21 protein-coding genes and 1 pseudogene are annotated in these 25,290 nt (G+C 44.0%); all 22 read right to left on the reverse strand.

The genetic code is table 11. The features are described 5' to 3' along the window. Positions 1-77: 77 nt before the first annotated feature. The 22 genes and pseudogenes from ACQYAD_RS17170 to atpG all read right to left on the reverse strand — a co-directional run bounded on the left by ACQYAD_RS17170 (position 78) and on the right by atpG (position 25,267). Positions 78-2,060 carry a penicillin-binding transpeptidase domain-containing protein gene (locus tag ACQYAD_RS17170; RefSeq protein ID WP_430240065.1) on the reverse strand — a complete coding sequence of 661 codons (1,983 nt, stop codon included), beginning with the start codon at positions 2,058-2,060 and terminating at the stop codon, positions 78-80. A 259-nt stretch (positions 2,061-2,319) separates the two neighbouring features. Beyond that, on the reverse strand, positions 2,320-3,246 hold the full coding sequence (locus tag ACQYAD_RS17175) for a peptidoglycan DD-metalloendopeptidase family protein (RefSeq protein WP_430240066.1): 927 nt from the start codon (positions 3,244-3,246) through the stop codon (positions 2,320-2,322). A 127-nt stretch (positions 3,247-3,373) separates the two neighbouring features. Next, positions 3,374-4,339 carry a nuclease-related domain-containing protein gene (locus ACQYAD_RS17180; protein WP_430240068.1) on the reverse strand — a complete coding sequence of 322 codons (966 nt, stop codon included), beginning with the start codon at positions 4,337-4,339 and terminating at the stop codon, positions 3,374-3,376. 1,243 nt (positions 4,340-5,582) lie between these two features. Continuing rightward, positions 5,583-6,608, reverse strand: coding sequence for a stage II sporulation protein D (gene spoIID / locus ACQYAD_RS17185; RefSeq protein WP_430240069.1), 1,026 nt, complete (start codon positions 6,606-6,608; stop codon positions 5,583-5,585). Between the two features lie 237 nt (positions 6,609-6,845). After that, entirely contained in the window at positions 6,846-8,156 is a 1,311-nt protein-coding gene (gene murA / locus ACQYAD_RS17190; protein ID WP_430240070.1) for a UDP-N-acetylglucosamine 1-carboxyvinyltransferase, read from the reverse strand. Positions 8,157-8,188: 32 nt separating this feature from the next. Continuing rightward, the gene (locus ACQYAD_RS17195; protein ID WP_430240072.1) at positions 8,189-8,941 is read right to left on the reverse strand and encodes a YwmB family TATA-box binding protein; all 753 of its coding nucleotides are present in this window, start codon (positions 8,939-8,941) and stop codon (positions 8,189-8,191) included. Between the two features lie 189 nt (positions 8,942-9,130). Further along, the gene (locus ACQYAD_RS17200) at positions 9,131-9,382 is read right to left on the reverse strand and encodes a DUF1146 family protein (RefSeq protein WP_430240074.1); all 252 of its coding nucleotides are present in this window, start codon (positions 9,380-9,382) and stop codon (positions 9,131-9,133) included. A gap of 157 nt (positions 9,383-9,539) precedes the next feature. After that, on the reverse strand, positions 9,540-10,691 hold the full coding sequence (locus ACQYAD_RS17205; RefSeq protein WP_430240076.1) for an NAD(P)/FAD-dependent oxidoreductase: 1,152 nt from the start codon (positions 10,689-10,691) through the stop codon (positions 9,540-9,542). A gap of 130 nt (positions 10,692-10,821) precedes the next feature. Continuing rightward, a complete protein-coding gene (gene nuoN / locus ACQYAD_RS17210) occupies positions 10,822-12,336 on the reverse strand; it encodes an NADH-quinone oxidoreductase subunit NuoN (protein WP_430240078.1) in 1,515 nt (504 codons plus the stop codon). A 6-nt stretch (positions 12,337-12,342) separates the two neighbouring features. Further along, positions 12,343-13,863, reverse strand: coding sequence for a complex I subunit 4 family protein (locus tag ACQYAD_RS17215; protein ID WP_430240080.1), 1,521 nt, complete (start codon positions 13,861-13,863; stop codon positions 12,343-12,345). Beyond that, positions 13,860-15,732, reverse strand: a pseudogene (gene nuoL / locus ACQYAD_RS17220) (NADH-quinone oxidoreductase subunit L). The gene ACQYAD_RS17215 and the pseudogene nuoL overlap by 4 nt, the downstream one beginning before the upstream one ends. Before the next feature lie 144 nt (positions 15,733-15,876). Continuing rightward, a complete protein-coding gene (gene nuoK / locus ACQYAD_RS17225) occupies positions 15,877-16,191 on the reverse strand; it encodes an NADH-quinone oxidoreductase subunit NuoK (protein ID WP_430240081.1) in 315 nt (104 codons plus the stop codon). Beyond that, on the reverse strand, positions 16,188-16,700 hold the full coding sequence (locus ACQYAD_RS17230) for an NADH-quinone oxidoreductase subunit J (protein WP_430240083.1): 513 nt from the start codon (positions 16,698-16,700) through the stop codon (positions 16,188-16,190). The genes nuoK and ACQYAD_RS17230 overlap by 4 nt, the downstream gene beginning before the upstream one ends. Further along, on the reverse strand, positions 16,697-17,116 hold the full coding sequence (gene nuoI / locus ACQYAD_RS17235; protein ID WP_430240085.1) for an NADH-quinone oxidoreductase subunit NuoI: 420 nt from the start codon (positions 17,114-17,116) through the stop codon (positions 16,697-16,699). The genes ACQYAD_RS17230 and nuoI overlap by 4 nt, the downstream gene beginning before the upstream one ends. A 46-nt stretch (positions 17,117-17,162) precedes the next feature. Beyond that, positions 17,163-18,167: an NADH-quinone oxidoreductase subunit NuoH gene (gene nuoH / locus ACQYAD_RS17240; RefSeq protein WP_430240087.1), complete on the reverse strand. Its 1,005-nt coding sequence runs from the start codon at positions 18,165-18,167 to the stop codon at positions 17,163-17,165. Beyond that, on the reverse strand, positions 18,167-19,267 hold the full coding sequence (locus tag ACQYAD_RS17245) for an NADH-quinone oxidoreductase subunit D (RefSeq protein ID WP_430240088.1): 1,101 nt from the start codon (positions 19,265-19,267) through the stop codon (positions 18,167-18,169). The genes nuoH and ACQYAD_RS17245 overlap by 1 nt, the downstream gene beginning before the upstream one ends. Positions 19,268-19,270: 3 nt before the next feature. Continuing rightward, on the reverse strand, positions 19,271-20,383 hold the full coding sequence (locus tag ACQYAD_RS17250; RefSeq protein WP_430240089.1) for an NADH-quinone oxidoreductase subunit C: 1,113 nt from the start codon (positions 20,381-20,383) through the stop codon (positions 19,271-19,273). Between the two features lie 3 nt (positions 20,384-20,386). Continuing rightward, a complete protein-coding gene (locus tag ACQYAD_RS17255; protein ID WP_430240090.1) occupies positions 20,387-20,899 on the reverse strand; it encodes a NuoB/complex I 20 kDa subunit family protein in 513 nt (170 codons plus the stop codon). Beyond that, on the reverse strand, positions 20,890-21,264 hold the full coding sequence (locus tag ACQYAD_RS17260) for an NADH-quinone oxidoreductase subunit A (RefSeq protein WP_430240091.1): 375 nt from the start codon (positions 21,262-21,264) through the stop codon (positions 20,890-20,892). Before ACQYAD_RS17260 ends, ACQYAD_RS17255 begins: the two co-directional genes overlap by 10 nt. A gap of 1,218 nt (positions 21,265-22,482) precedes the next feature. Then, positions 22,483-22,890 (reverse strand): F0F1 ATP synthase subunit epsilon, encoded by a 408-nt coding sequence (locus tag ACQYAD_RS17265; RefSeq protein WP_430240093.1) that lies wholly within the window; start codon positions 22,888-22,890, stop codon positions 22,483-22,485. A 21-nt stretch (positions 22,891-22,911) separates the two neighbouring features. Further along, positions 22,912-24,333 carry a F0F1 ATP synthase subunit beta gene (gene atpD / locus ACQYAD_RS17270; protein ID WP_430240094.1) on the reverse strand — a complete coding sequence of 474 codons (1,422 nt, stop codon included), beginning with the start codon at positions 24,331-24,333 and terminating at the stop codon, positions 22,912-22,914. A gap of 76 nt (positions 24,334-24,409) precedes the next feature. Then, on the reverse strand, positions 24,410-25,267 hold the full coding sequence (gene atpG, locus ACQYAD_RS17275; RefSeq protein WP_430240096.1) for an ATP synthase F1 subunit gamma: 858 nt from the start codon (positions 25,265-25,267) through the stop codon (positions 24,410-24,412). Positions 25,268-25,290 lie beyond the last annotated feature (23 nt).

Genomic DNA, 25,290 nt, shown 5'->3' on the forward strand with positions numbered 1-25,290 from the left:
CGAATATTTCCCGAGAAATTTGTCATATTTTTGCATACAAAAAGGACTGCAGATGGTTGGCTGCAGCCCTTTTCTCATTACTTCATTTGGGTAAACAAATTTTTCACCTTTTCAACAGGAACTTGTGAACCGCCGCGTCCTTGAACGTTTTCAATCATCATGGCCATCATCAGATTGGGCGAATAGGCGACAAACCAGCCATTTTCGGTACCGGTCTCTCCCTGCTTCTGCTTGATTTCAGCTGTACCAGTTTTGCCTGAAATAGGATAGCCGGGAATCTCCGCGCGATGTGCCGTTCCATTTGGATCGGCGACAACCTTCCTCAGCATTCCAGAGAGCAAATTGGCTTGTTCTGCGGTGATCACTTGCTGCTTCCAGACCTGGCTTTTCGGATCGTCCTGAAGTAAAACCGGCTTCATCAGATTGCCGCCATTTAACAGCGGCGTGTAAGCAGCCATTAAATGGACGATATTCATTTGGATTTGCCCCTGCCCATAGCCGGAATCCGCTAATGCGATGTCATTTGCCAGCTGGCCGATTTGCGATGTCTCAAGCGGGAATGGATAGTCTAGCGTCTCGGTAAAGCCAAACTTTTTCAAGCCGGCGCTAAACGGTTCCTTGCCGATTTTTAAAGCGGCTTGGGCAAAATAAATATTATCGGAGTATACGAGTGCTTTCTCTAGGTCAACTGGACTTGCTTGATGAACGCGGGTGACAAAGTAGTTACCCCACGATTGATCTTTTTGCCATTTAAGACCGTTGATGGCTATTGCCTCGCCTGGATTTATTTTTCCAGTTGCAAGTCCGACTGATGCCGTGATTGGCTTCATGACCGAGCCGGGCGCATACACTTGTTTAAACCTTGTTGCCAGCGGCTTTTGCGGATTGTCTTGAAGGGCTTTCCATTCATCTGCTGAAAAACCGATCGCTGCCTGGTTTGGATCAAACGATGGACTGCTAACGAGCGCAAGCGTTTCGCCTGTCATCGGGTTCATTGCCGCTGCAGTTCCTGCTTCGCCGTTCATTTCGGCAAAAATCTTCTGCTGAACTGCCCCGTCGATTGTTAGGGTAATATTTTTTCCATCCTCAACGGGTTTTTCTGCCAGCGTTTCGTCGGTTCCGTTTTGTTTAATGACCGTGATTTTTACACCCCGCTGGCCTTTTAATTGCTCATCAAAGACTTGTTCCAATCCTCTTTTTCCAATTTCATCCTGGGCATTGTAGCCTTTATCTTTCAGTTTTGCCAGTTCATCGGCAGTTATTTGGCCGATGTAGCCGATCAGCTGTGCGGCAGCTTCTTTGTATGGATAAATTCGGGCAGTGACCTTTTTCGTTTGCACCGGCTCGAGCTTGATCAGTTCTGCAATTCTTGCCTGGTCGTCGAGCGCAACTTTTTTCAGGGGAACAAAGTATTCGGGCTTCACCCAGCTTGCGGTGATTGCCTTATTGATTTGCTCGGGGGTCATTTGCAGCAGGGACGCGAGCTGGGCAATCATTACGTCTTTTTGTTCACCCAATTTGCCAGGGACCACGCCTACTTCATACGCTTGGCCGTTTACCGCCATCGGATTGCCGTTGCGGTCAAGAATTTCGCCGCGCTTCGGCGCTGTTGTGCTAACCCCGACTCGGTCTCCTTTTTTTAATTGAGGAAAAATATAGCTTGTATCCCAATTGATATACCAGTCTTTATCTTCTTTTTTCAAATTGGCCTTATTCGTAAACTGGATTTTTCCGGCAATGCTGTTCATTTGTGCGCTATATGTATAGCTTGCCGTCGCCTCTTTTGCTTGTTTGTCATCTTTTGTTTTTTGAAAATCTACCTTCAGGTCGGTAATTTGCAGATCACGGTAGATTTTTTTATACCGGTTCACAAAATCCTTTTGACTGATCGATTTTTTCGCGTTAGTTGAAAGCAATCCATACATTTTATCAAATTTCTGCTGATTCCATAGTTTTACATATTCAGCTAATCGGTCTTGTGGTGTTGGATTGTTGCTGCAGCCAGCCGCTACGCTAACGAGCACGGCAAAGGTGAGTAAAAATGCGAGCCACTTTTTCAATGTATCTCCCTCCTTGCCCCTTATTCTACCATAGATAACGGTTTCCATCCTTTTTAAAAATTGAGGGTTTTGAGGACGATACAGAGCCAAAAGGTGGGAGCGCCTTGGTCAAGTGCTGGAGCTAGACCATAAAGAAAACTTGTCGATTGGCGAGCCTTTGGCGAAGACTGAGGCATAGTTGCCCTTATGCGTTCAGAATTTATGGATATAAATTCTGGTGTAGCTAAAAAAGAGAAGGGTTGCCCCTCCTCTTTGTTTCTTATGAATTTGGATTAGTGGTTGTGTCTGTTGATGGATTGGATGGATTTCCGTTATCCGTATTGGTATTTCCGTTATCGGTTTTGGCATTTCCATTATCCGTATTGGTATTGGCTCCATCGCTTGGATTTTTGCTCGAATCCCCATTGATTGACGACTTGCCGTTTGCATCTTTTTGGCTGTTGTCAATCTTTTGTTGCTCTTTCTTCGCATCTGGTATGCTGTTTGATTTGTTCACTTCAGCCAACGCGCTTACAGGCTTGTTAAAATAGCTTTCCGGATTCACAGCTACTCCGTCCTTGCGAATTTCAAAATGCAAATGGGTTCCTGCTTTTTCATTCAATGTGCTTTGACCAGCTTTGGCAATCGTTTGTCCTTGGTCGACTTTGTCGCCAACTTTGACAGCGATGTCTTTAACAGATTCATATTGGGTCACAACGCCTTTGTCATGTTCAATTTCAATGACATTTCCCAACAATGAATCTTCTTCCACTTTGGTAACCGTACCGCTTAAAGCAGCGACGACGTCAAAGGTTCCGCCATTTTTCATCGTAATGTCGATGCCGGTGTTCGGCGCGTACGTATTGCCATAGACAACAAGCGCTGCTTCCTGATCCGCTTTTTTGCCGGAGAAATCGTAGAATTTCTTTTCAATCATCGCTTCTTCAGCATTTTTCACGGGCATCGTGAAGTTTTCCATTGCCCGGTTTACTTCCACGGACGGCTGCTTGTACTTTTTGCCGGCAATGTCAGTGGACTTAGAGCCATATTTGTCTGTCGCATTATTGCTTGCGGTTTGATACCATAGAACCCCGGTCAAAATGATTGCTGCACTTGCAATATAAAGAGCTGGAAATACCCAACGCTTTTTGAAAAAGCGCTTAAAGCTGGAGCCTCGAGAAGATTGGTTTTTTTCTTCCTCTCTCATTTTCATCACCTCAGCAATCATTCTGAACAGAACGATCGCATTCTATACATCGCCCAAAAAATTTTTTTGGATTTATTTTTCGACAAATGGGAGATGTTTATGCATGATTTCGAAAAAAAATTTTGGCTTATTGTTGAAAATAGATCTTCATTTTGTTTTTGCCGCCAGAGGGTAAATTCATGGAAACGATAAATTGCCTCGTTATGTTGGGTGAGGAAATTTGCAGCCAGTGGCGCAATTCAGTGTTTGAAATGGTTGGTTTAATCAGAAGAAAATGATCCTGAATCGTGTCGATATAAGCGGTTTTGGAAGTAAAATGACAGTTAAAACATTCCCATGTACCGCGATGATATGTCATTGGAATCGCAAAACAATTGGGGCAATGCACACCCGGACGGATTTCATGGGGGCTGATATGATACATTTCTTTAATGGAGTAATCGGGCGGGGTGTGACTTTGGAGTAGCTGTTGACCAATTTTGGTTACTGCAGATTTGCCGATTGGTTCGTTGCGATATTGCTTCGAGAGTGCGAAAATTTTGCGATTGACTGTTTCGCTGTTGCTTGCTTTTTCTAAAATCCATTCGTTTCCCGGATCCGCCGTAATGATCGTTTTCGGATTGCTGTTGACAAATCCATACTCAATGGGCAAGCCCCCAAGCTGGTTGCGATTCATCCAGCTCTCAAGCTGCAAGCTCTGCTCCTCTGCCTGCAAAATTGGATTTTGGTACCGCTCCCTGCTGTTTGTTTGTGGATTGATCCGGATGAATTGATCCAAAAGTTTTTCAAAATGCAAGATCCCGGACATGTTTTTCACTTCTAAAACAAATGCAAACATTGTTGATAGAATAAGCGTGTCAATTTGGAAGAATCCATTTTCCCCCGGAAGCCGCAAGCCATGAATGATATCAAACTTTGTTTGCGGCAGCTTTTTCAAATAGTAGACGAGTGATTTTTCTCCCCGGTAGCCTGCCATACGGGCATGATAATCATCTTCGATCTCCCTTCGCGCTGGATGCTGTGGGTCTATTCTCCTTAAGAGTGCCGCATCGATTAATGCCCTTTTCGGTACCGTAACTTCATTTAAAAACAACAACAATCTCCTCCTTTCTTTCATTCTCCTTCTACTTCTCGTTTTTTCGGATTTCTCCTGCTGACAATTCTATGAAATTTTTCACCGGCAGGGGTTCTTGACTTTTTTTGGGCGTGATCCTCTGTTTGAATTTGGGATCGGGTGTGACCCTCTTATCCGCGGGTTTTTGACGTTTATCCGGATTTGGTCCCGGGCGCGGGGGTCTGGACACTTTTTTTCGGGGGAGCGATCCCCCTATCCGCGGATTTTTGACTTTTATCCGCGAACTTTCTCCTTTTATCCGCGAACTTTTCCCGTTTATCCGTATCTTTTTGCTCTTTATCCGCGGGATTTTGACTTTTATCCGGATTTGGTTCCGGGCGCGGGGGTCTTGACACTTTTTTAGCGGGGAGCAATCCCCTTATCCGCGGATTTATGACTTTTATCCGCGAACTTTCTCCTTTTATCCGCGGACTTTTCCCGTTTATCCGTATCTTTTTGCTCTTTATCCGCGGGTTTTTGACGTTTATCCGGATTTGGTCCCGGGCGCGGGGGTCTGGACACTTTTTTAGCGGGGAGCAATCCCCTTATCCGCGGATTTTTGACTTTTATCCGCGAACTTTCTCCTTTTATCCGCGAACTTTTCCCGTTTATCCGTATCTTTTTGCTCTTTATCCGCGGGATTTTGACTTTTATCCGGATTTGGTTCCGGGCGCGGGGGTCTTGACACTTTTTTAGCGGGGAGCAATCCCCTTATCCGCGGATTTTTGACTTTTATCCGCGAACTTTCTCCTTTTATCCGCGAACTTTTCCCGTTTATCCGTATCTTTTTGCTCTTTATCCGCGGGATTTTGACTTTTATCCGGATTTGGTTCCGGGCGCGGGGGTCTGGACACTTTTTTAGCGGGGAGCAATCCCCTTATCCGCGGATTTATGACTTTTATCCGCGAACTTTCTCCTTTTATCCGCGGACTTTTCCCGTTTATCCGTATCTTTTTGCTCTTTATCCGCGGGTTTTTGACTTTTATCCGGATTTGGTTCCGGACGCGGGGGTCTGGACACTTTTTTTCGGGGAGCAATCCCCCTATCCGCGGAAAATTAGCTTTTCTCCGAATTTCACCTCCTCCGCCGCCGCGAGCCTGAACCTTTTTTTAGCGGGGCCCGGGTGACTTTCATGTGAGATCCTTTATCCTGATTGAGTCTCAAGGAAAAATATCAAAAAACCGGCCCCAACTTTGCGGGAACCGGTCGCCAATCGTACTGGTTATTTTTTTCCGCTGACCATTGCCAGCATGCTTTGCGAGGAGGTAACTTCGACACCTTTGTAATAGTATTTTACAATATCCTTGTAGTTTTTTCCTTCTAAAGCCATGCCGTTTGCACCGTATTGACTCATGCCGACGCCATGTCCGTAACCTTTCGTCGTAACGACAATCTGATCGCCTTTCCGCACCCATGAAAAATCACTCGACTTCAACCCCAGTTTGTCACGGATTTCCTTTCCTGTTAAGATTTTACCATTAAAATCGACTTTGGCTACTCGCTTTCCTGCCGTCCTCCCCACAAAAACACCAATCGAATTGCCTTTTAAGTGAACCCCAAGCCTTGCCTCAAAGTTAGCAACGCTAAAAGTTTGTTCACCATTATACTTTGGTGAGGTTGTATCCCAGGGACTCGGAACACTCCGCAAATAAGGAAACGCATTTGGCCAGTAGTCCTCCGAATTTTCCGTATAGCCATTGCTTGTTGAAAAAAACGTCGCCGTAATTGGCTGCCCATTATACGTAAGGATTTGTCCGCTCGTTCCTCGAACAGCATCAAGAATCTTCTTCCGCTTCCAGCTATAATCCATTCCCCAATCTTTGCGAAGCCGGTCATCACTTAAATAGGCTTGAGTTAGTTCATTATCCCCCACATCCGCTCCTTTAGGCAGGCCGAGGTGATCTCCCGGACTCATCAACTGTTTTACAATATACGTCCGCGCAGTAAGAGCCTGTGCTTTCAAAGCTTCCTCTTGAAAATCTGCCGGCATCTCAGCTGCCACAACCCCTACCAAATAATCCTCAAGCGGAACTTTATCAATTTTCCCTTTTGAAAAACGATAAACAGCCACTTCCACCCCTGCATCCGCAGTCGGAACAGCTGCTACATTTTTTGCTGGAGCTTGCGTCAAAGTCAATTTGCCGCTTGCCTTCTCTCCCGAAAACGGAAGAACAAGAACAGACGGAACAACGAGAGTGACGGCAAAGAGAGACGATCCTAGTACCATGAAGGGTTTGAATTTTTTCATCAACTAAGCCCCCATTATATAAATTCAACAACAGCCTCAGCCGCGTCTATTTCATACATATGGGGGTGGACAAGCATTTATGCCAAAAACAATTCGGTTCTAAAAATCACAAGCGCGAGACCGCTATTAAAAAGAAACACAAGAGCGGTCCCTAAAGTTTCCAAAAACAAAACCGAAGAATACATCTGTCGGTCATCTGACAGCTGCACTCTTCGGCTGGCTCTGTTTTTTATAAAATTATGCGTTTAAATCCGAAACGAGAGGTTGAACCTCTGTGTAAATTTCTTCCATGTCATTGACACGCTCGATGTCGGCACCGAGAGCCGCCAATTTTTCATGAAAATTGACATAGCCGCGGTCGAGGTGTTTGAGCTCTGTTACGCGTGTAATACCTTTTGCGGCAAGGCCGGCTAAAATCAATGCTGCGGCTGCACGCAAATCGGTTGCTGCCACTTCGGCGCCTTGCAAATTGGATGGGCCGTTTAAAATAACAGAGCGGCCTTCAATTTTAATATCGGCGTTCATGCGGCGAAATTCTTCAACATGCATAAAACGGTTCTCAAAAACCGTCTCGGTGATCATGCTGGTGCCATTTGCACGGAGCAAAAGAGCCATCATCTGCGATTGCATATCGGTTGGAAAACCGGGATGCGGCATGGTTTTAATGTCGACTGCTTTTAGGAATTCCGGTCCAATGACACGAATGCCATCTTCTTCTTCAAAAACAGTCACGCCCATCTCTTGCATTTTTGCAATTAAAGAAGACAAATGTTCAGGTACAGCCCCTTTTACCAGCACATTTCCACCAGTGATTGCAGCTGCAACCATGAAAGTACCGGCTTCAATACGGTCGGGAATGATGGCATGATCCGTGCCAAATAAAACATGAACCCCTTCAATACGAATCGTCCCGGTTCCTGCACCCTTCACATTTGCTCCCATTTTATTCAAAAGATTGGCAAGATCGACAATTTCTGGTTCTTTTGCCACGTTTTCGATGATCGTCGTTCCTTCCGCAAGGGTTGCCGCCATCATAATGTTTTCCGTTGCGCCAACGCTTGGGAAATCCAAATAAATTTTAGCACCTTTTAAGCGGCCGTCTACTTCCGCTTCAATAAATCCATTTCCTACCTTTACCATGGCACCCATTGCTTCAAACCCTTTAAGGTGCTGATCGATAGGCCGGGATCCAATGGCACAGCCGCCAGGGAGCGCAACCCGGGCTCGCCCGTTTCGGGCAAGTAAAGATCCCATGACAAGCACAGAAGCACGCATTTTTCGAACGTATTCAAATGGTGCTTCATCCTTTAACTCTCTTGATGCATCTACTGTTACTGTATTGTTTTCAAAAGTAACTTCAGCGTTTAAATTCCGCAACACTTCGTTGATTGTGTATACATCGGAGAGAGTTGGCACATCACGAATTGTTGTTTTTCCATCACTTGCTAATAATGTTGCAGCGATAACAGGCAGCACGGAATTTTTTGCGCCTTCAACCTTTACCGTACCATATAGCCTTTGTCCGCCGCGGACGATGATCTTTTCCAAGAGTATTCCCCTCCGCGTCCATTTTCTCTATATTAATATTCAATCGTTAGGATTGGTGTGCCAACTACAACGGTAGTCCCTGCGCCCAATCCTTCATTGCGTAGTCCAATTTGCAAATTCATGTTGTCGTTTTTTGTTTGGATGGATTCTTTAAATAGCGGCGAATAGGCCGATACTGATATGAATTGATCCTCTTTTAACGCTTCGATTTCTTTTGCTTTGAACCGTTTCATTATGTTTTTAGCTGTTTTGGGCAAAGCCGTATCCATTTTATCATTGATTTTGCCTTTGATACTAGAAAAAATTGTCGGATTCCCAAGAAATATGTCGGTCAGCCTATTTTTGTATTGATCGGTGGTAAAAAAGGACTCTGTCTGCTTTGTCCACTGTTTCCCGCTGACACGATATACTACATACGTATAGGCAGGCCCGTTTGTGTGGGTAGTCAGAATCTGAAGTGATTCTTGGTGGTTTTTAGAAGTTGGAGATACTGCTGTGACTTCCCATTTTTGGCTGGTATGAAGATCAGACCATTTCCAATCCGGAAAATTCTGCTTAAGCTTCTGCACATATTTCCTTACTTCTTCCTCATTTTTCAGGTTCACCGCATGTTCTCTTGCATACAAAGACCAATCTTTGAGCAAAATATTTTCGTTTTTAAAAACAGACACCATTTTCTCTAAATCAAGCTCTCCGGAAGCTACAGACGTTTTATTCCCAATAAATAAACTGCTAAAACCAATCAAAAGTAAAACGGTTAAAATAAATGCAATTTTTTTCTTCATCTCTACACTCTCCCTTACTACACAGTCTTTCCAAGGAGAGGGAGAGCATACTTGGGAAATGTCGTCACTTTTTGACAAATCGTTCAAACTTCACTTTATTCATGTAATGTACGAAAGATACTTTTTCAGCACAAAAAGTATTGTACTTAAAAAATCAAGAAAATGGAACATGTATGAAGACCTAATTTTTTACCAAATTTGTATGTACTGCATCAACAATGGCAGCTGTCTTGACCATTGCAAATAGTCAAGGAAAAAGTTACTAACAGATGAACCAATGACAATGGCCAATACTATATACAACAGCCGTGCCTGAAAAACCCGATTTGGTTTCAGCAGTTTTTCAAGCTGAATGGCTTGCAATGCCCACCAGGCAATCGCAATGAACACAAGATGTGAAAGAATTCCTAACAAAGCTTGTTGTCCAAAATCATTGATCATCCTGTCACCTCTCTTAAAAAATCAAAGGTTGTTTGACAACAATGATTATTTTACCACACTAACACGTAAAAAGCTGAATAAAAATTTAAAATTGGAATTTTTTTGCTCAATTATGAATTTTTTTCAAAAAAAAAAGCCTACGTTTAAGTGGCTTTAATCAAATGGTCTTTATTTTCAAAGCAGTTGTTCGACCCATTAATTTTTTTATTTTTTGGTAGAGGCTCATATAGGAACTTCCCCCCTCTAGCACTTCAAAACCAGCTTTTGTTAAAAAGGGAAAAAGCGTAATCAGTTGATGAATGTGATTTGTATTCTGATAAAAGAGATTGGCTATCCGATCAATCAGCTGCATTTCAGGCAAAATCAGCTCATCAACATCAGCTTGGTAACGGCTAAAAGACTCTCCTTCTCCACGAAGTGTTTCTTTTATGCGCTCGGCAAGCAATTCTCCGCTCCATAATGCATAGTAAATTCCTTCTCCGCCAAATGGCTCAACCAACCCTGCAGCATCACCAATAAGTGCGATTCTCGATGTTTGTAGATGATCTTGTATGCCACCAGCCGACAAAAATGAGCCTTTTATTTTTACTGAATTGGAATTTAAACGATTCAGTTCAATGTACCTCTCAAGGTGGCTTGTCAATTGTTTATGCGAATACAAATAGGAACCGATTCCTACAGATAAATGATCTCCTTTTGGAAAGATCCATCCATAGCCGAACGGGATGATTCCATAATCAATTGCAATACAATGGCGGTATTTTTCCAGCGCTTCCTTGTCTGCAAAGATTTCACACTCAAAGGCAGCAGCTGTCCTGCGCTTCGTCACTAAACCGCTTTGTCTGGCAACGAGACTGTTTACGCCATCGGCACCAATCACATATCGCGCAAAGTATTCCTCGTTGTCGGTTTTTACGATTACTTGATCAGCCAATTCCTCTACCCTTTGCACTACCGTTTTTGTTTGTAATTTTGTTCCATTATTTACGGCATGATTCGCCAGCAAATAATCCAATTCGTCGCGCATGACCGAATAAACGATGGGATTTTTGTATTTAAATTGTTTGCTATTGTTTCCATTCAAAGACAATTCAAATGTATCAATGGTATCTCGTAAAACCGAGGAAATATCCACAGGCATTTTTAACAGCGCCCGTTTCGTTACACCTCCGCCACACACTTTGTAACGCGGCAATGCCGCCTTTTCTAATACAAGGACGTCAATCCCTTGCTTTGCCAAACTCGCAGCCAATGAACTTCCTGCCGGTCCAGAGCCAACAATGATACAATCATATCGATGAGATCCCATGATTATCCTCCTTCTATACTCCATATCTAAAAAATAACGTATAAACTTTAGAAGTTTCTGAATTTAACCTAAAAAAAAGCTAAGAAAAAAAGAGCTAAACAAATTTAGCTCTTTTTTCAAATATAATCTTTTATTGCAAAAAATCTTTAAACTCATTAAAGCGATTATGCAAAAACTCAATCGCCGTGTTTGGTGCCAGTCCAAGCCATAATGTTCCAATGACCGAAACAATAATGACCAAGAGAATTCCGAACGGAACGGAAAATGTAGTTTTTTCTTTTGCCGGACGGAAGAAGATCTGCGTCAAAACACCAAAGTAATAAAAATAGGAAATAATTGTTGTGGCAATCAAAATCGAGCCCAATATATAATGTGTGTTTTGATCAACAAACGCCCCGATGAATATATTTAATTTTCCAATAAAGCCACCTGTACCCGGAAACCCTGCCAATGAAAGAATGAAGATTCCCATTGCAATCGCCAAAAGCGGTGAGCGGCGATACAGGCCTGCATAGTCTGAAATTTCCTCTGATCCAGTCTTTTGCGCAATCAGTTGAATCACCGCAAAAGCTCCCAAATTCATAAACACGTAAGCGAGTAAGTAAAACCAAACGGCATCAAACATAAAGTAATTCATCGATGCAAAGGCGACAAGGATGTAACCCGCATGTGAAATACTTGAATAAGCAAACATCCGTTTAATATTGGTCTGCTTTAGCGCAATTACGTTACCGATAATCATCGTTGCACCGGCAATAAAAGCAATATAATCTTGCATTTTATAAAGAATCGGATCCGATCCCGGCCCTGAAGAGGCTGCAATGCCAAAAACAGAAAGCAAAATACGGATTACGATCACAAAGCCGGCTGCTTTGGAAATAACGCTTAAGAAAGCTGTGACAGGAGTCGGTGCACCTTGGTACACATCGGGTGCCCACATATGGAACGGCGCAGTAGACAGTTTAAAACTTAAGCCAACAAGCAGGATCAAGAACGCTAAACCTAACAAATAAGCTTGCTGAGGATCAGCCACCGATTGTAGCCTTGTCGCAATCTCCAATAAATTGGTCGTCCCTGTTAAGCCGTACACATAGCTCATGCCAAACAAAGTTGTCGCAGTGGAAATCCCACCGATAATTACATATTTCATTGCTGATTCGTTTGATTGTATCGACTTTTTATGCATTCCCACCAAAATATAAGAAGAAATGGAGAGCAATTCCAAGCCCACAAACAATGTAATTAAATCGCCGCTTGAAGTCATGAACATGGCGCCAAGCAATGCGGTTAAAAACAAGTAATAAAATTCGCCGTGATATTCTTCGATCCCATCCTTCGTCTCATAGCTGATCGCCAAAAGGAGAACGAGAACCGAACCGGCAAGCAATATCAATTTAAACGCTTTTGCAAAACCGTCAAGACGGAACGTATCGTATAAAATCGAAGTTACACCAGTGTTCACCAAACCGGCTAATGATACCATTGCCGCCAATACAGCAGCAATGGCCACCCAGCCTAAAATTCTCCGATCACGGTTTTTTGGCATAAACATATCAATCAACATGATGACGGTTGCGATGATAAGGATGATGAACTCCGGTGCCATGATATTCCATTTAAACGATAGTAATGTAGCAATATCCATCCTTCATCACCCTCCTAACCCAAGCATAATCGTTTTTAATGTCGTCTGAAGCGGTATGCTGAGAACACTCGGGAATACGCCGATGACGACAATGAACAGCATTAAAGTCACCACTGGGACAAACTCGATTCCTTGTAAATCAACAACCCCGGCAAAGTCACGATGGGCTTTTCCGAATGTGATTCCAAGAACGGTTCGCAACAGATAAACTGCAGTTAAAATAATCCCGAGCGTTCCAACCGCAGCTATGATTGGCATGACTTTAAACAGACCCAAGAAGGCCATAAATTCACTTATAAAACCGGACATTCCTGGCAATCCAAGCGAAGCAAGCCCGCCAGCGAGCAAAAATCCGGCAGTTAGCGGCATGCCTTTTGCCATTCCGCCTAAGTTCGTAATCAGCGTTGTATCGGTACGTTCGTAGAAAACACTGATCAGGAAGAACAGTAGAGCGGAAATTAATCCATGGGAAATGACCTGAAAAATCGCCCCTTGAACACCCGCTTCATTCAATGCCGCAAGTCCAATTAACACAATCCCCATATGGGAAACGGATGAATAGGCAAGCATCATTTTGAAATCTGTTTGTATTAACGCAATATAGGCACCATATAAAATGTTAATGACACCCAAGATCGCAATGAAAACTGCAATCGATTTAAACTGCTCTGGAAAAATTCCCATTCCAAAACGAATTAAGCCATACGCTCCAATTTTCAACAGGATCCCAGAGTGAATCATCACGATTGGAGTCGGTGCCTGAACGTGCGCCCTTAGCATCCAGCTATGCAGAGGGAAAATCGGCAATTTAACACCAAATGCAATCACTAAAGCGATAAATAGCCCATATTTTGCGCCTGCAGAGAGCGGGGAGACCAATGTAGCCTTGCTGTCATTGATGATATTAGTTAATGCATCAATGTTCGTCGTTCCTGTTTTCGCAAATAGAACCATGATCACAATCAACAGAATGGCCGAACCAACACCGTTATATAATAAAAAGTTAAAGGCCGCTTTTTCTTTTTCAAAATACCCCCACTTGCCAATTAGGAAAAAGGCCGGAATGAGGATCGTCTCGAAAAAGATAAAAAACAAGATCAAATTTTCAGCCGTAAATACACCGAGCATACCCATTTCCAAAAGAAGGAAGAGCATAAAGAAGCCTTTCCATTCTTTTTTGATATAAATGGCTGCAATTGCCGCTAATGTACTTACCAACGCCGTCAACACAATTAAAATTAGGGTAAATCCGTTTAGTCCAAGTTCAAAATTTACCGCGAAAAGTGTTTTGGAAACTTTTTTAAAGCCGCCAAATTGAATCCAAGAAGCAGAAAGTGCGAAATCATTCAAACTCTTTCCTGCCAAGCGATGGAAGTAGGCTGCAAATGCCAGGATTAACGCAGGCAAAGTTGCTAAAACCCCAACAATTTTAATCCATTTTTCCTCTGTTTTTTTGATAAACAATAACACAACCATACCCAAAAGCGGGGAGAATACCATGATTGGGAGAACAGCTGCTAGAGTCATTTTAAGTACCCCCCTGTCAACGCAAAGATGACCATTAATACAGCCAAGCCAACAAAGGCGACTGCGCCATACGTTTGCACTTGCCCAGTCTGGGCTTTGGAGCCTGTTTTCCCAAGTCCTTGGACGAATCCAGCTACTCCTTTCACAATCCCTTCAACGATATAGACATCAATAAAACGCAAGAAATAGCTCATTCCTTTTGTGAACCGGAGCACTGTAAGCTGGTAAAATTCATCGACGTAATATTTGTTATAAAGGATGGTGTGCAACGTATCGCCGCGCGCACTCAACCAAGTTCGGGAAAGAGATCGTTTGCCGTACATTAACCAAGCAAGGTAAATACCCAATAAGGACACAATTGAGGTAATGATCGAGATCCATGTTGAACTTCCCGCTTGTTCGTTCCCAGCTAGCACTTCGTTTCCTTTTGTCAGCCAATCTCCTAAAAATGTCCCAAACCAATTGGTATTTACATATCCAGCAAAAACCGCAAGAAACCCTAGGACAATCATCGGGCCTGTCATAACGGATGGGGATTCGTGAACATTTCCCATATCGCTCCTTGGTTTACCGCTAAAGACCATAAAGAATAAGCGGAATACATAAAAGGCCGTAAAGAATGCAGCAACTAATGCCAGCAAGAAGAGGATTGGATGTCCTCCTTCCCATGCAGCCACTAAGATTTCATCCTTACTGAAAAATCCTGACAGAAGCGGAACGCCGCCTAGTGACATGGCACCGATTAGAAATAAAGGTCCCCGTTAACGGAAGTTTTTTCCACAGTCCACCCATTTTCTCAATATCTTGTGTACCGGCTGCATGGATAATGCTTCCGGCGGAAAGGAACAGCAAAGCTTTGAAGAACGCGTGGGTCATCAAGTGAAACACACCAGCAACATAGCCGGCGGAACCTAATGCCATCATCATATATCCAAGTTGGCTAACCGTTGAATAAGCTAGTATTCTCTTAATATCTGTTTGCACAAGACCGATACTGGCAGCGAAGATAGACGTAAAGCCACCGATGACAGCAATCGTAAGCAATGCGGTTTTGCTAGCCAAAAACAACGGAAACAGTGCAGCCACAAGGTAAACGCCTGCAGCAACCATTGTTGCCGCGTGAATTAGCGCAGAAACTGGTGTCGGGCCTTCCATTGCATCCGGCAGCCATGTGTGTAGTGGAAACTGTCCTGATTTCCCTATCGCTCCAATAAAAATCAAAATGGCAATCAACGTAAGCATGCCAGAAGAGATCGAACCTTGCTCAATAGCTTTAAAAATTACGCTGTACTCAAAACTATTCGTTTGCCAGAACAAGAGGATGATCCCGATAAAGAGGCCGACATCGCCGATGCGAGTGATGATGAACGCCTTTTTCGCTGCGGCCTTTGCTTCGGCTTTATGATAGTAGAATCCAATTAATAAGAAGGATCCTACCCCGACTATCTCCCAAAAGATATACGTCTGCAACAAGTTCGGCGAGATAACCAATCCGAGCATTCCAAATGTAAACAGTCCTAAATAGGTATAAAAAACCGATAATCGCTCGTCCCCATGCATATAGCCTTTTGAGTAAGTATGTACTAAGAAACTTACGAGCGACACAATAAATAGCATTAATGCATTTAATTGATTTACTTCAAAGCCCGCTGTTAAATGAAGATCTCCTATTGTGAACCAGTCGGCTTTCGCTTGGTATGTTGGTGCAGAAAAGCGCTCAAATAATACCAATGTCGAGACCACAAATGCCGCTAATGTAGCAAAAATTCCTACATAAGCACTCGAATTTTTTAGCCGTTTGCCAAATAGAAGAAGAATCAAAAACGATAATAGCGGGAAAAGCGGTATGATCCATGCAGTTTCTATCATTATCACGATCCCCTTTTTGAGCTAATCAGAACATATTTTTTATAAAATTCTGCACTGAGCCAGATCAGCTCGGTATTTTTTGCAAAAACTAGCGCTGGCGGATGGTGTTTTCCTGTCGCCATGTATATGGCTGATTTCGTTTGCTTAATGTTTCATTGTGTTGATTTCATCGATATTTACGGTTTTGCGATTACGATAAAGCGAGATTAAGATCGCCAAACCGATCGCTGCTTCTGCAGCTGCTATTGTAATGGCAAACAAGGCAAAGATCTGACCGGTAATCGATGGCGTAATTCCGTATTTGCTAAACGTAACAAGGTTAATGTTTGCGGCGTTTAACATTAATTCAATCGAAATCAACACGATCACAGTATTCTTTTTTGTTAAGGCTCCGTATAAGCCGATACAAAACAGGATCAGCGCAAGTGCTAAAAAGGCCGATGCAGGAATAGAACTCATTCTTTGTTCGCCTCCTTCACATCTTTTTTGGCGAGGACAATGGCGCCCATCATCGTAACCATTAAAAGAACGGAAGCTAGCTCAAACGGAATCACATATTTAGTGTAGAGAGCTTTACCAATCTGCAACGTATTGTTCACATGCAAATTGCTGGCAACCTGTGTGATATCCAAGTTGTATATACCCATATAAACTGCAAACGCAAAGCCAATGATGCCGAGAAGCAGCAGCCATTTCCGCCATTTTCCCGGTTGCGCCTCACTTTCATCATCGTGTTTTGTCAGCATGATCCCAAAGAGCATGATAATCGTAATCGCCCCGGAATAAATCATGATTTGCACCACAGCAACAAATTCGGCTGACAGCAGGACGTAAATACCGGCGATACTGACAAAGGTAAACACAAGAGCGACAACCATGTGCATCACTTTTGTTAAGTTAATCAGCAGCACCCCGCCGATAATTGCGACCAAAGCCAAACCCAAAAAGGCGATAAATTCTCCCGTCATGGTTTATTCACCTTCCGTATATTTTCGTCGTTTTCATCGAGCCATTCCAAATTCTTAAATAACTGATCGCGGCTGTATTCTGCTAGTTCAAAATTATTCGTCATAATGATGGCTTCTGTCGGGCAGACTTCTGTACACAAATCGCAGAGAATGCAAATTTCAAAATTAATATCATATGTGTCGATAATCTTCCCTTTTTTCGTTGGGTCCGGATGCTTCTTTCCGATTAAGTTGATGCATTCTGTCGGACAAATATTCATGCACTGGTTGCAAACAATGCATTTTTCCGGGTAAAATTTCTGAATTCCGCGAAACCGGTCCGGAAGCGGCAGCGGCTTGTTTGGATAATCATAGGTAACCTTTTCCCGAGTTAGTTGTTTTAGGGTATACTTTAAGCCTTTTGCTAAACCTAGCACGTTTTTCACCCCTTTTTAAGATGATAATTTTACAGTTGCTATTTTTTTAGAAAAAGAGTGTTTTAATTAGAGCTGTTAAAAAGATATTGGCTAAGGCAACTGGCAGCAAGACTTTCCAGGCAAATTCCATTAATTGGTCTGCCCGCAAACGCGGAAAGGTTACACGGAGCCAAATGTACATAAAGAGTACAATGCTGAATTTAAGTGCAAACCAGACAGCTCCTGGAATAAAACTAAGCACTCCGAGCGGTGCTGTCCATCCACCTAGGAACAATACCGTGACAAGGGCGGTCATTGCGAATAAATACACATACTCCGCAAGCATAAAGAATGCCCAGCGGAAACCGGAATATTCAACATGGTAGCCGGCGACAAGTTCTGATTCTGCTTCCGGCAAGTCAAACGGCGTCCGGTTCAATTCGGCAACTGAAGCAATGAAAAAGATGATGAACCCAATCGGCTGCAATAAAATAAACCAACCATGCCTTTGGGCCGCAACAATATCATTTAAGTTTAAACTGCCCGAAAGCAAAATAACTCCAAGCACTGACATAACGAGCGGAATTTCATAGGAGATCATTTGCGCTGCCGCGCGCATGCCCCCCAGGAGAGCGTACTTATTGTTTGATGCCCAGCCTCCAGTCATAACGCCGATCGTTGTTAATCCAGAAACTGCAATGTAATAAAGCAATCCAACGCCGATATCGGCAAATTGGAATTTATCCGTAAACGGAATGGTTGCCAGAACCATAAACGATGGCGCAAAGGCAATGACTGGTGCAAGAATAAACAACGGGCGATCTGCCAGTTTCGGAATGACATCTTCTTTTAATAAAAGCTTTAGGACGTCTGCGACTGTTTGCAAAAGTCCCCAGCGGCCGCCCACTTGGTTCGGTCCGTGGCGAAGCTGCATGTATCCCATTACTTTCCGCTCAGCCAAAATTCCGTATGTTACAAAGCCAAGGACAACCATCAGCAAAACGGCGCCCAATAGGAAGAAAAGAATGAAGTTTAACAAGCCGGGATTTGATTGCAATAACCCTTCGATCATCAGCCATCCACCTCTCCAAGGACAATATCAATGGCCCCTAAAATAGCAATCAGGTTGGCGATGTTTTCGCCTTCCAAAAGTTTTGGTAGTATTTGAAGGTTATAGAATGACGGCCTTCTGAATTTTAAGCGGTACGGTTCTTTTTTTCCGTCGCTAGCAATGTAACAACCAATCTCGCCGCGTGGTGATTCGATTCGGACAAAAGCTTCTCCTTTTGGCGCTTTAATGATTTTTGGCACTTTCGCCAGGATTTCGCCTTCTGCCGGGAATTGCTCAACTGCCTGCTCAAGAATCTTCAATGATTCAGCAATTTCAGCCAAGCGGACATGATAACGGGCCCATGCATCTCCGCCCTCTTGAACGGGAACATCAAAATCAAAGCGATCATAAATGGAATACGGCTCATCTTTGCGAAGATCCCATTTGACTCCCGTGCACCTCAGGTTGGCACCGCTCAGCGAATAGTTCAACGCGTCTTCTTTTGTGTATTTCCCAACGCCTTTTACCCTGTTCATGAAAATTTCATTACCAGTCACGAGCGTATGGTAGCCTGCAAGCTGCTCTCTCATATAAGGAATGAAATCTCTTACTTTTTCAATCCAGCCTTCCGGGGCATCCCATTTTACACCGCCGACGCGCATATAGTTGAATGTCAGGCGCGCACCGGATAATTCATTCAGCATATTGATAATCATTTCACGTTCGCGGAATGCATACAAAAATGGACTGACAGCGCCAATATCCAATAGGAATGTTCCCCACCAGACAAGATGGCTGGCAACGCGGCCAAGTTCCATTGCAATGACACGCAGATACTCCGCCCGATCCGGCACTTTGATCCCTGTCATCGTTTCGACGGCATGGCAGAGGACGTAATTATTGGTCATCGCTGACAGGTAATCCATTCGGTCTGTATAAGGGATAATTTGCGTGTACTGCAAGTTTTCCGCTAGTTTTTCCGTTCCGCGGTGCAAGTAACCAATGACAGGCTGGGCTTCTTTGATAATCTCTCCGTCGATTTTGATTACAAGCCGGAATACCCCGTGCGTACTAGGATGCTGCGGTCCTACGTTTAACAGCATTTCTTCCGTTCGTATCATTGGTTACACCTCCACATCATACGGCTCATAATCTTTTCTAAGTGGATGGCCAATCCAATCATCTCCAAGCAAGATCCGATAGAGTTTCGGATGTCCTGTGAATTTAATTCCAAGCAAGTCATATGCTTCACATTCCGGCCAATTAGCCCCTGCCCAAATCGATTGCACTGACTCAATGGTTGGTTCATTTCGGTCAACTTTTACTTTCAAGGCAACAGACTGGCGATTTTTGTAGGAGTATAAATGAACATATACTTCCATATGGGTTTCGTAGTCCGTTCCATGCAGTTCAGACAAATAGTCGAAGCTTAAAAGCTCATTGTATTTTAAAAATTGTGCAAGTTTAAAATAAGATTCCCGCTTGGCGACAAGTGTTGGAACATCCTTTGAAAGGTTATTAATATAGGAATCTTCCAAAACGTCCGAACCCAAATTTTCCTTAATCACTTTTAAATATTTGTCGAGATACTGCTGGTTCGGTGACGGCTTTGCTTCTTCGGCTGGTTCAGCTGCTTGGCCTCCCGCTTTTCCTGCTGCAGCTTTCGCTTTGGCTGCAGCTACTGCTTTTGCCTTCGCTTTTGCAGCAGCAATTGCTTTCGCTTTTTCATCATCACCATCTGCAGATCCGGCCTGTTTTGCAGCGGCAGCGGCCTTTGCCTTGGCGGCTGCTGCGGCTTTTGCTTTTGCAGCTGCAGCGGCTTTCGCTTTTGCTTCGTCTCCCGATTCAGCGGCGGCGGGTTCTTCGCTTCCTCCACCTTCACGCGCTTGTTTGGCCAGTGCGGCGGCCTTTGCCTTGGCGGCCGCGGCGGCTTTTGCTTTTTCAGCTGCAGCGGCTTTCGCTTTTGCTTCGTCTCCCGATTCAGCGGCAGCAGGTTCTTCGCTTCCTCCACCTTCACGCGCTTGTTTGGCCAGTGCGGCGGCCTTTGCCTTGGCGGCTGCGGCGGCTTTTTTCTTCGCCAAGTCATCACGATCTGCGACCGCATCTGCTGTTGACTTTTCTCCACTGTTTGAAGTTGCTTCGGCTGCTTTCTTTGCTTGCAGCTTTGCCATTGCGGCGGCTTTTGCTTTTTCAGCCGCTTCTTTCTTTAATTGCTCGAGATCTTTGTCACCGCTCATTGGTTAGATCACCTTCTTCCCAGTCTTCGCTTCGTAACGAATTTTTTCCCTTAATTTATTGATTCCGTAAATTAAAGCTGCTGGGTTTGGCGGGCATCCAGGTATGTATACATCAACCGGTACAATTTGGTCGACTCCTTTTACAACCGCATACGATTTCACATACGGGCCGCCGGCTGTTGCACATGATCCCATCGCAATCACCCATTTGGGTTCTGGCATTTGATCATACAAACGGCGTAAAATCGGCGCCATCTTTTTTGTTACCGTCCCTGATACGATCATACAATCCGATTGCCTTGGTGATGTTCGGAAAAATGATCCAAAACGGTCGAGGTCATAATGGGATGCTCCTACCCCCATCATTTCGATCGCGCAACATGCAAGACCAAATGTCATTGGATACAGTGAATTGCTCCGAGCCCATGCCTTCAACTGTTCAAGCGTCGTCATAAATACGTTTCGCTGCATGTCTTCCATTTCCCGCTGTGAAACACCTTCTAACTTTAAGTCCATTTTAACACCTTCTTTTTCCAAGCATAAACGAGGCCGATGACAAGCATGACTACAAAAATCAGCATTTCAATCAGTGCAAATGCTCCAAGTTTATTGTAGGCAACAGCCCATGGATACAAAAATACTGTTTCCACATCAAAAATAACAAACAGCAGGGCAAAAATATAATAGCGGACATTGAACTGTACACGTGAATCGTGAAATGGCTCAATACCGCTTTCATACGTGGTATACTTTGCATCACTAGGCTTATAAGGACGCAAAAGCTTACCCAAAAATAACGCTACAACTGGCAGCAAAACTCCAAGAATCAGAAACACAAAGACAATCAGATAATTATTCTGATATACATTTAGAAGTTTCATGCCTACTCCCCTCCAATGTTGTAGAATTTTCATACTTGTGAAACTTGTAACCGAATTCATTATAGCATTGTTACAATACTGTGTCGACAAGCCAACTACTAAAAAATAGAATTTCGTATTTCAGCAAAACTTTCCATTTTAGATTTGATTCTTTCTGCTGGCCGTATTCAGTTTCTCAAGTATTGTCTACAAACTCATTTTAATAAAAAAGGCGACGCAATGTCAGTGAGAATTGTCATAAAATGTTCCGGTTTATCTTATTCGGGGGTTTTGGAAACTAGTACGACTAGTTTGTATGAGGTTTTCCCACTGCTTTTGGGCATTAAAGCAAGTGCTTTTAGGAGGAAACATAAATGAAAACTCGCCGACTGGCGAGTCCTTTGGACGAAGACAGAGGCGTAGTTGAATTTACCACGCTCGTTTACCTGCCACATCCTGTGGCACTCGCCTGACTAGGACGTCCTGTCCATCGTCCGTTCAGAATTTATCCATATAAATTCTGATTAGCCATGAAAAACCGGGCAAAAACCGCTCGGTCCTTTTTAGTTTGGCGGATAAACGAGGTCTGTTGATTTCCGCTCCAGGCACTCGCTTTCCGGGGGGCGTGCGGGGGAACCAGTAGTACCATTTCACCCTGAAAAATAGGAGAATTGGGCATTAGGGAAGCTAGTTATGACCGTTTTGACCCAAAAAACAGGAGAATCGGGCATTAGGGAAGCTAGTTATGACCGTTTTGACCCAAAAAACAGGAGAATTGGGCATTAGGGAAGCTAGTTATGACCGTTTTGACCCAAAAAACAGGAGAATTGGGCATTAGGGAAGCTAGTTATGACCGTTTTGACCCAAAAAACAGGGGAATTGGGCATTAGGGAAGCTAGTTATGACCGTTTTGACCCAAAAAACAGGGGAATCGGGCATTAGGGAAGCTAGTTATGACCGTTTTGACCCAAAAAACAGGGGAATCGGGCATTAAGGAAGCTAGTTATGACCGTTTTGACCCAAAAAACAGGAGAATCGGGCATTAGGGAAGCCTCTAGTGACCATTTATCTTGATAAATATGAGAATTGGACTCCTTCATTTTTATTGGTCTCTTTATGGCGATAAACGTCTCTATCAACCGTTTTTTCCTTTTAATAGTCAAGAGATAAGTTAAGATAAAAATTCTGATATTATAAAAAAACCTTCCACTACAATTTGTATTGGAAGGTTTCTGATCATTACATTCTTCTATCCGAAACGGCTAGGCGGTTGATTGCACGTTGAAGAGCCAATTGAGCTCGTTTAAAATCGATGTCTTCTTGGTGCTGTTCGTGCAGACGGTGTTCAGCACGCTCTTTCGCCCTTTGCGCCCGCTCAACATCAATGTCAGTTGCCAATTCTGCTGCTTGAGCCAAAATGGTTACTTGATCAGGACGGACTTCTAACAATCCGCCGCTTAGGGCAATCAGCTCCGTTTTCCCTGCTTTTTTCAGGCGAACGGCGCCAATTTCCAGCGGTGCCACCAACGGAATATGTCCTGGTAAAATACCGAGTTCACCGCTTTTGGCTTTTGTGCTGACCATTTCTACATCGGAATCAAACACCGGGCCATCGGGAGTAACAACACTGACTTTGATCGTCTTCATCTTTTACCCTCCTGGCTCGTTTTAAACCTCTACACCCATGCGTTTTGCATTCTCAATAACATCTTCAATTTTACCAACTAGACGGAATGCATCTTCCGGAAGGTGGTCATATTTTCCTTCAAGAATTTCTTTAAAGCCTCTTACCGTTTCTTTTACCGGTACGTAGGATCCAGGCTGGCCAGTAAACTGTTCAGCAACGTGGAAGTTTTGCGATAAGAAGAACTGAATCCGGCGGGCACGGTGTACGACGAGCTTATCCTCATCGGAAAGTTCGTCCATCCCGAGGATTGCAATAATATCCTGCAATTCACGGTAACGCTGAAGCGTCTGCTGAACCTTACGGGCAACATTGTAATGCTCTTCGCCAACAATTTCAGGCGACAGGGCGCGCGATGTTGAAGCAAGCGGGTCAACCGCAGGGTAGATACCCATCTCAGAAAGCTTACGCTCAAGGTTTGTTGTTGCATCAAGGTGAGCGAAAGTCGTAGCTGGAGCCGGATCCGTATAGTCATCGGCTGGTACGTAAATCGCCTGGATTGATGTAACAGAACCTACATTTGTAGAAGTAATCCGTTCCTGTAATTTACCCATTTCAGTCGCAAGGGTTGGCTGGTAACCAACGGCAGATGGCATGCGGCCTAACAGCGCGGAAACCTCTGAACCGGCTTGAGTGAAACGGAAAATGTTGTCCATGAAGAACAGCACGTCTTGTCCTTGCTCATCACGGAAATATTCAGCCATTGTCAAACCGGTCAACGCAACGCGCATACGGGCGCCAGGCGGTTCATTCATCTGACCGAATACCATCGCTGTTTTCTTAATAACGCCTGAATCCGTCATTTCGTGGTAAAGGTCGTTCCCTTCACGCGTACGCTCGCCAACGCCGGCAAACACGGAAATACCGCCGTGCTCTTGGGCGATGTTATTGATCAATTCTTGGATTAAGACGGTTTTCCCTACACCGGCACCGCCGAAGAGACCGATTTTTCCACCTTTAATATACGGAGCAAGCAGGTCGACAACCTTAATGCCCGTTTCCAGAATTTCTACCTCTGTCGATAACTGTTCAAATGTTGGTGCTTCACGGTGAATGGAATCGCGGCGCGCATCTGCAGGAATTTTTTCATCAAGGTCAATTGCATCTCCTAAAACGTTAAATACCCGGCCTAATGTTACGTCGCCAACCGGGACAGAAATAGGGGCGCCTGTATCAACAACTTCCATGCCGCGGGTTAGACCGTCTGTCGATGCCATCGCAATCGTCCGAACCGTATCATCACCCAAATGAAGAGCTACTTCAAGGGTTAGGTTGACATCCACTTCTGATTCGTTGCGCGCTTTATAATTGATTTTTAACGCATTATAGATCTCTGGGAGATTGCCGTTTTCGAACTTCACGTCAACTACCGGACCCATAATTTGTAGAACGCGTCCTGTGTTCATCATTTTCCCTCCTAACGTACTCAATAAAGCAATTTTTAAAAATAAGACACGCAACCCGGCAATCCGGCGCGTTTATTTATTCTAAGGCGGCTGCTCCGCCGACAATTTCCGTAATTTCTTGCGTGATTGCTGCTTGACGGGCACGGTTGTACATTAAGCTGTACGAGCGAATTAATTCCTTCGCATTGTCTGTCGCATTCCTCATTGCCGTCATCCGGGCAGCATGCTCGCTTGCTTTGCTGTCTAAAAGCGCTCCGAAAATTAAGCTTTCCGCATACTGCGGTAAAAGAACTTCCAGAATTTCTTCGGCTGACGGTTCGAATTCATAAGAAGCTAACTTGGACGAAGGACCAATATCCGTTAACGGAAGCAGCTGCTTTTCCGTTACCACCTGTGAAATCGCACTGACATAGTGTGTATAATAGATATGCACTTCATCGAACGTTCCATCGGCATACATGCCAACCGTCGCGCTTGCAATATCTTTAATATCCGAGAACGTTGGGGTATCGGACATACCCACGATGTCAAGAACAACATTCATACCGCGCTTCGCAAAAAAATCACGAGCCATTCGGCCTATGGCGATAATGGCAAACTCATCGTTTGACTGATGCTTTTGCTGGATTGTTTGGAATACCCGGCGCAGAACATTACTATTATAAGCGCCTGCTAATCCGCGATCCGATGTCATAACGATGTAGCCGGTTTTCTTGACAGAACGAGCTTGAAGCATCGGATGGGCAATGCCTTTGCTGCCGTTTGCCACCGATGCGGTAACTTCCTGTATTTTTTCCATATACGGTACAAATGACTTCGCGTTCAGAACGCTCTTATTCCATTTTGCGGAATAGACCATTTCCATTGCTTTTGTGATTTGACTCGTTTTTTGCGTTGAATTGATCCGGGATTTGATATCGCGTAATGATGCCAAGGTTCTCACCACCCTTTTTCAAA

The organism is Neobacillus sp. SM06 (genome assembly GCF_050496765.1).
Classification (GTDB): Bacteria; Bacillota; Bacilli; order Bacillales; family Cytobacillaceae; genus JAEVLT01.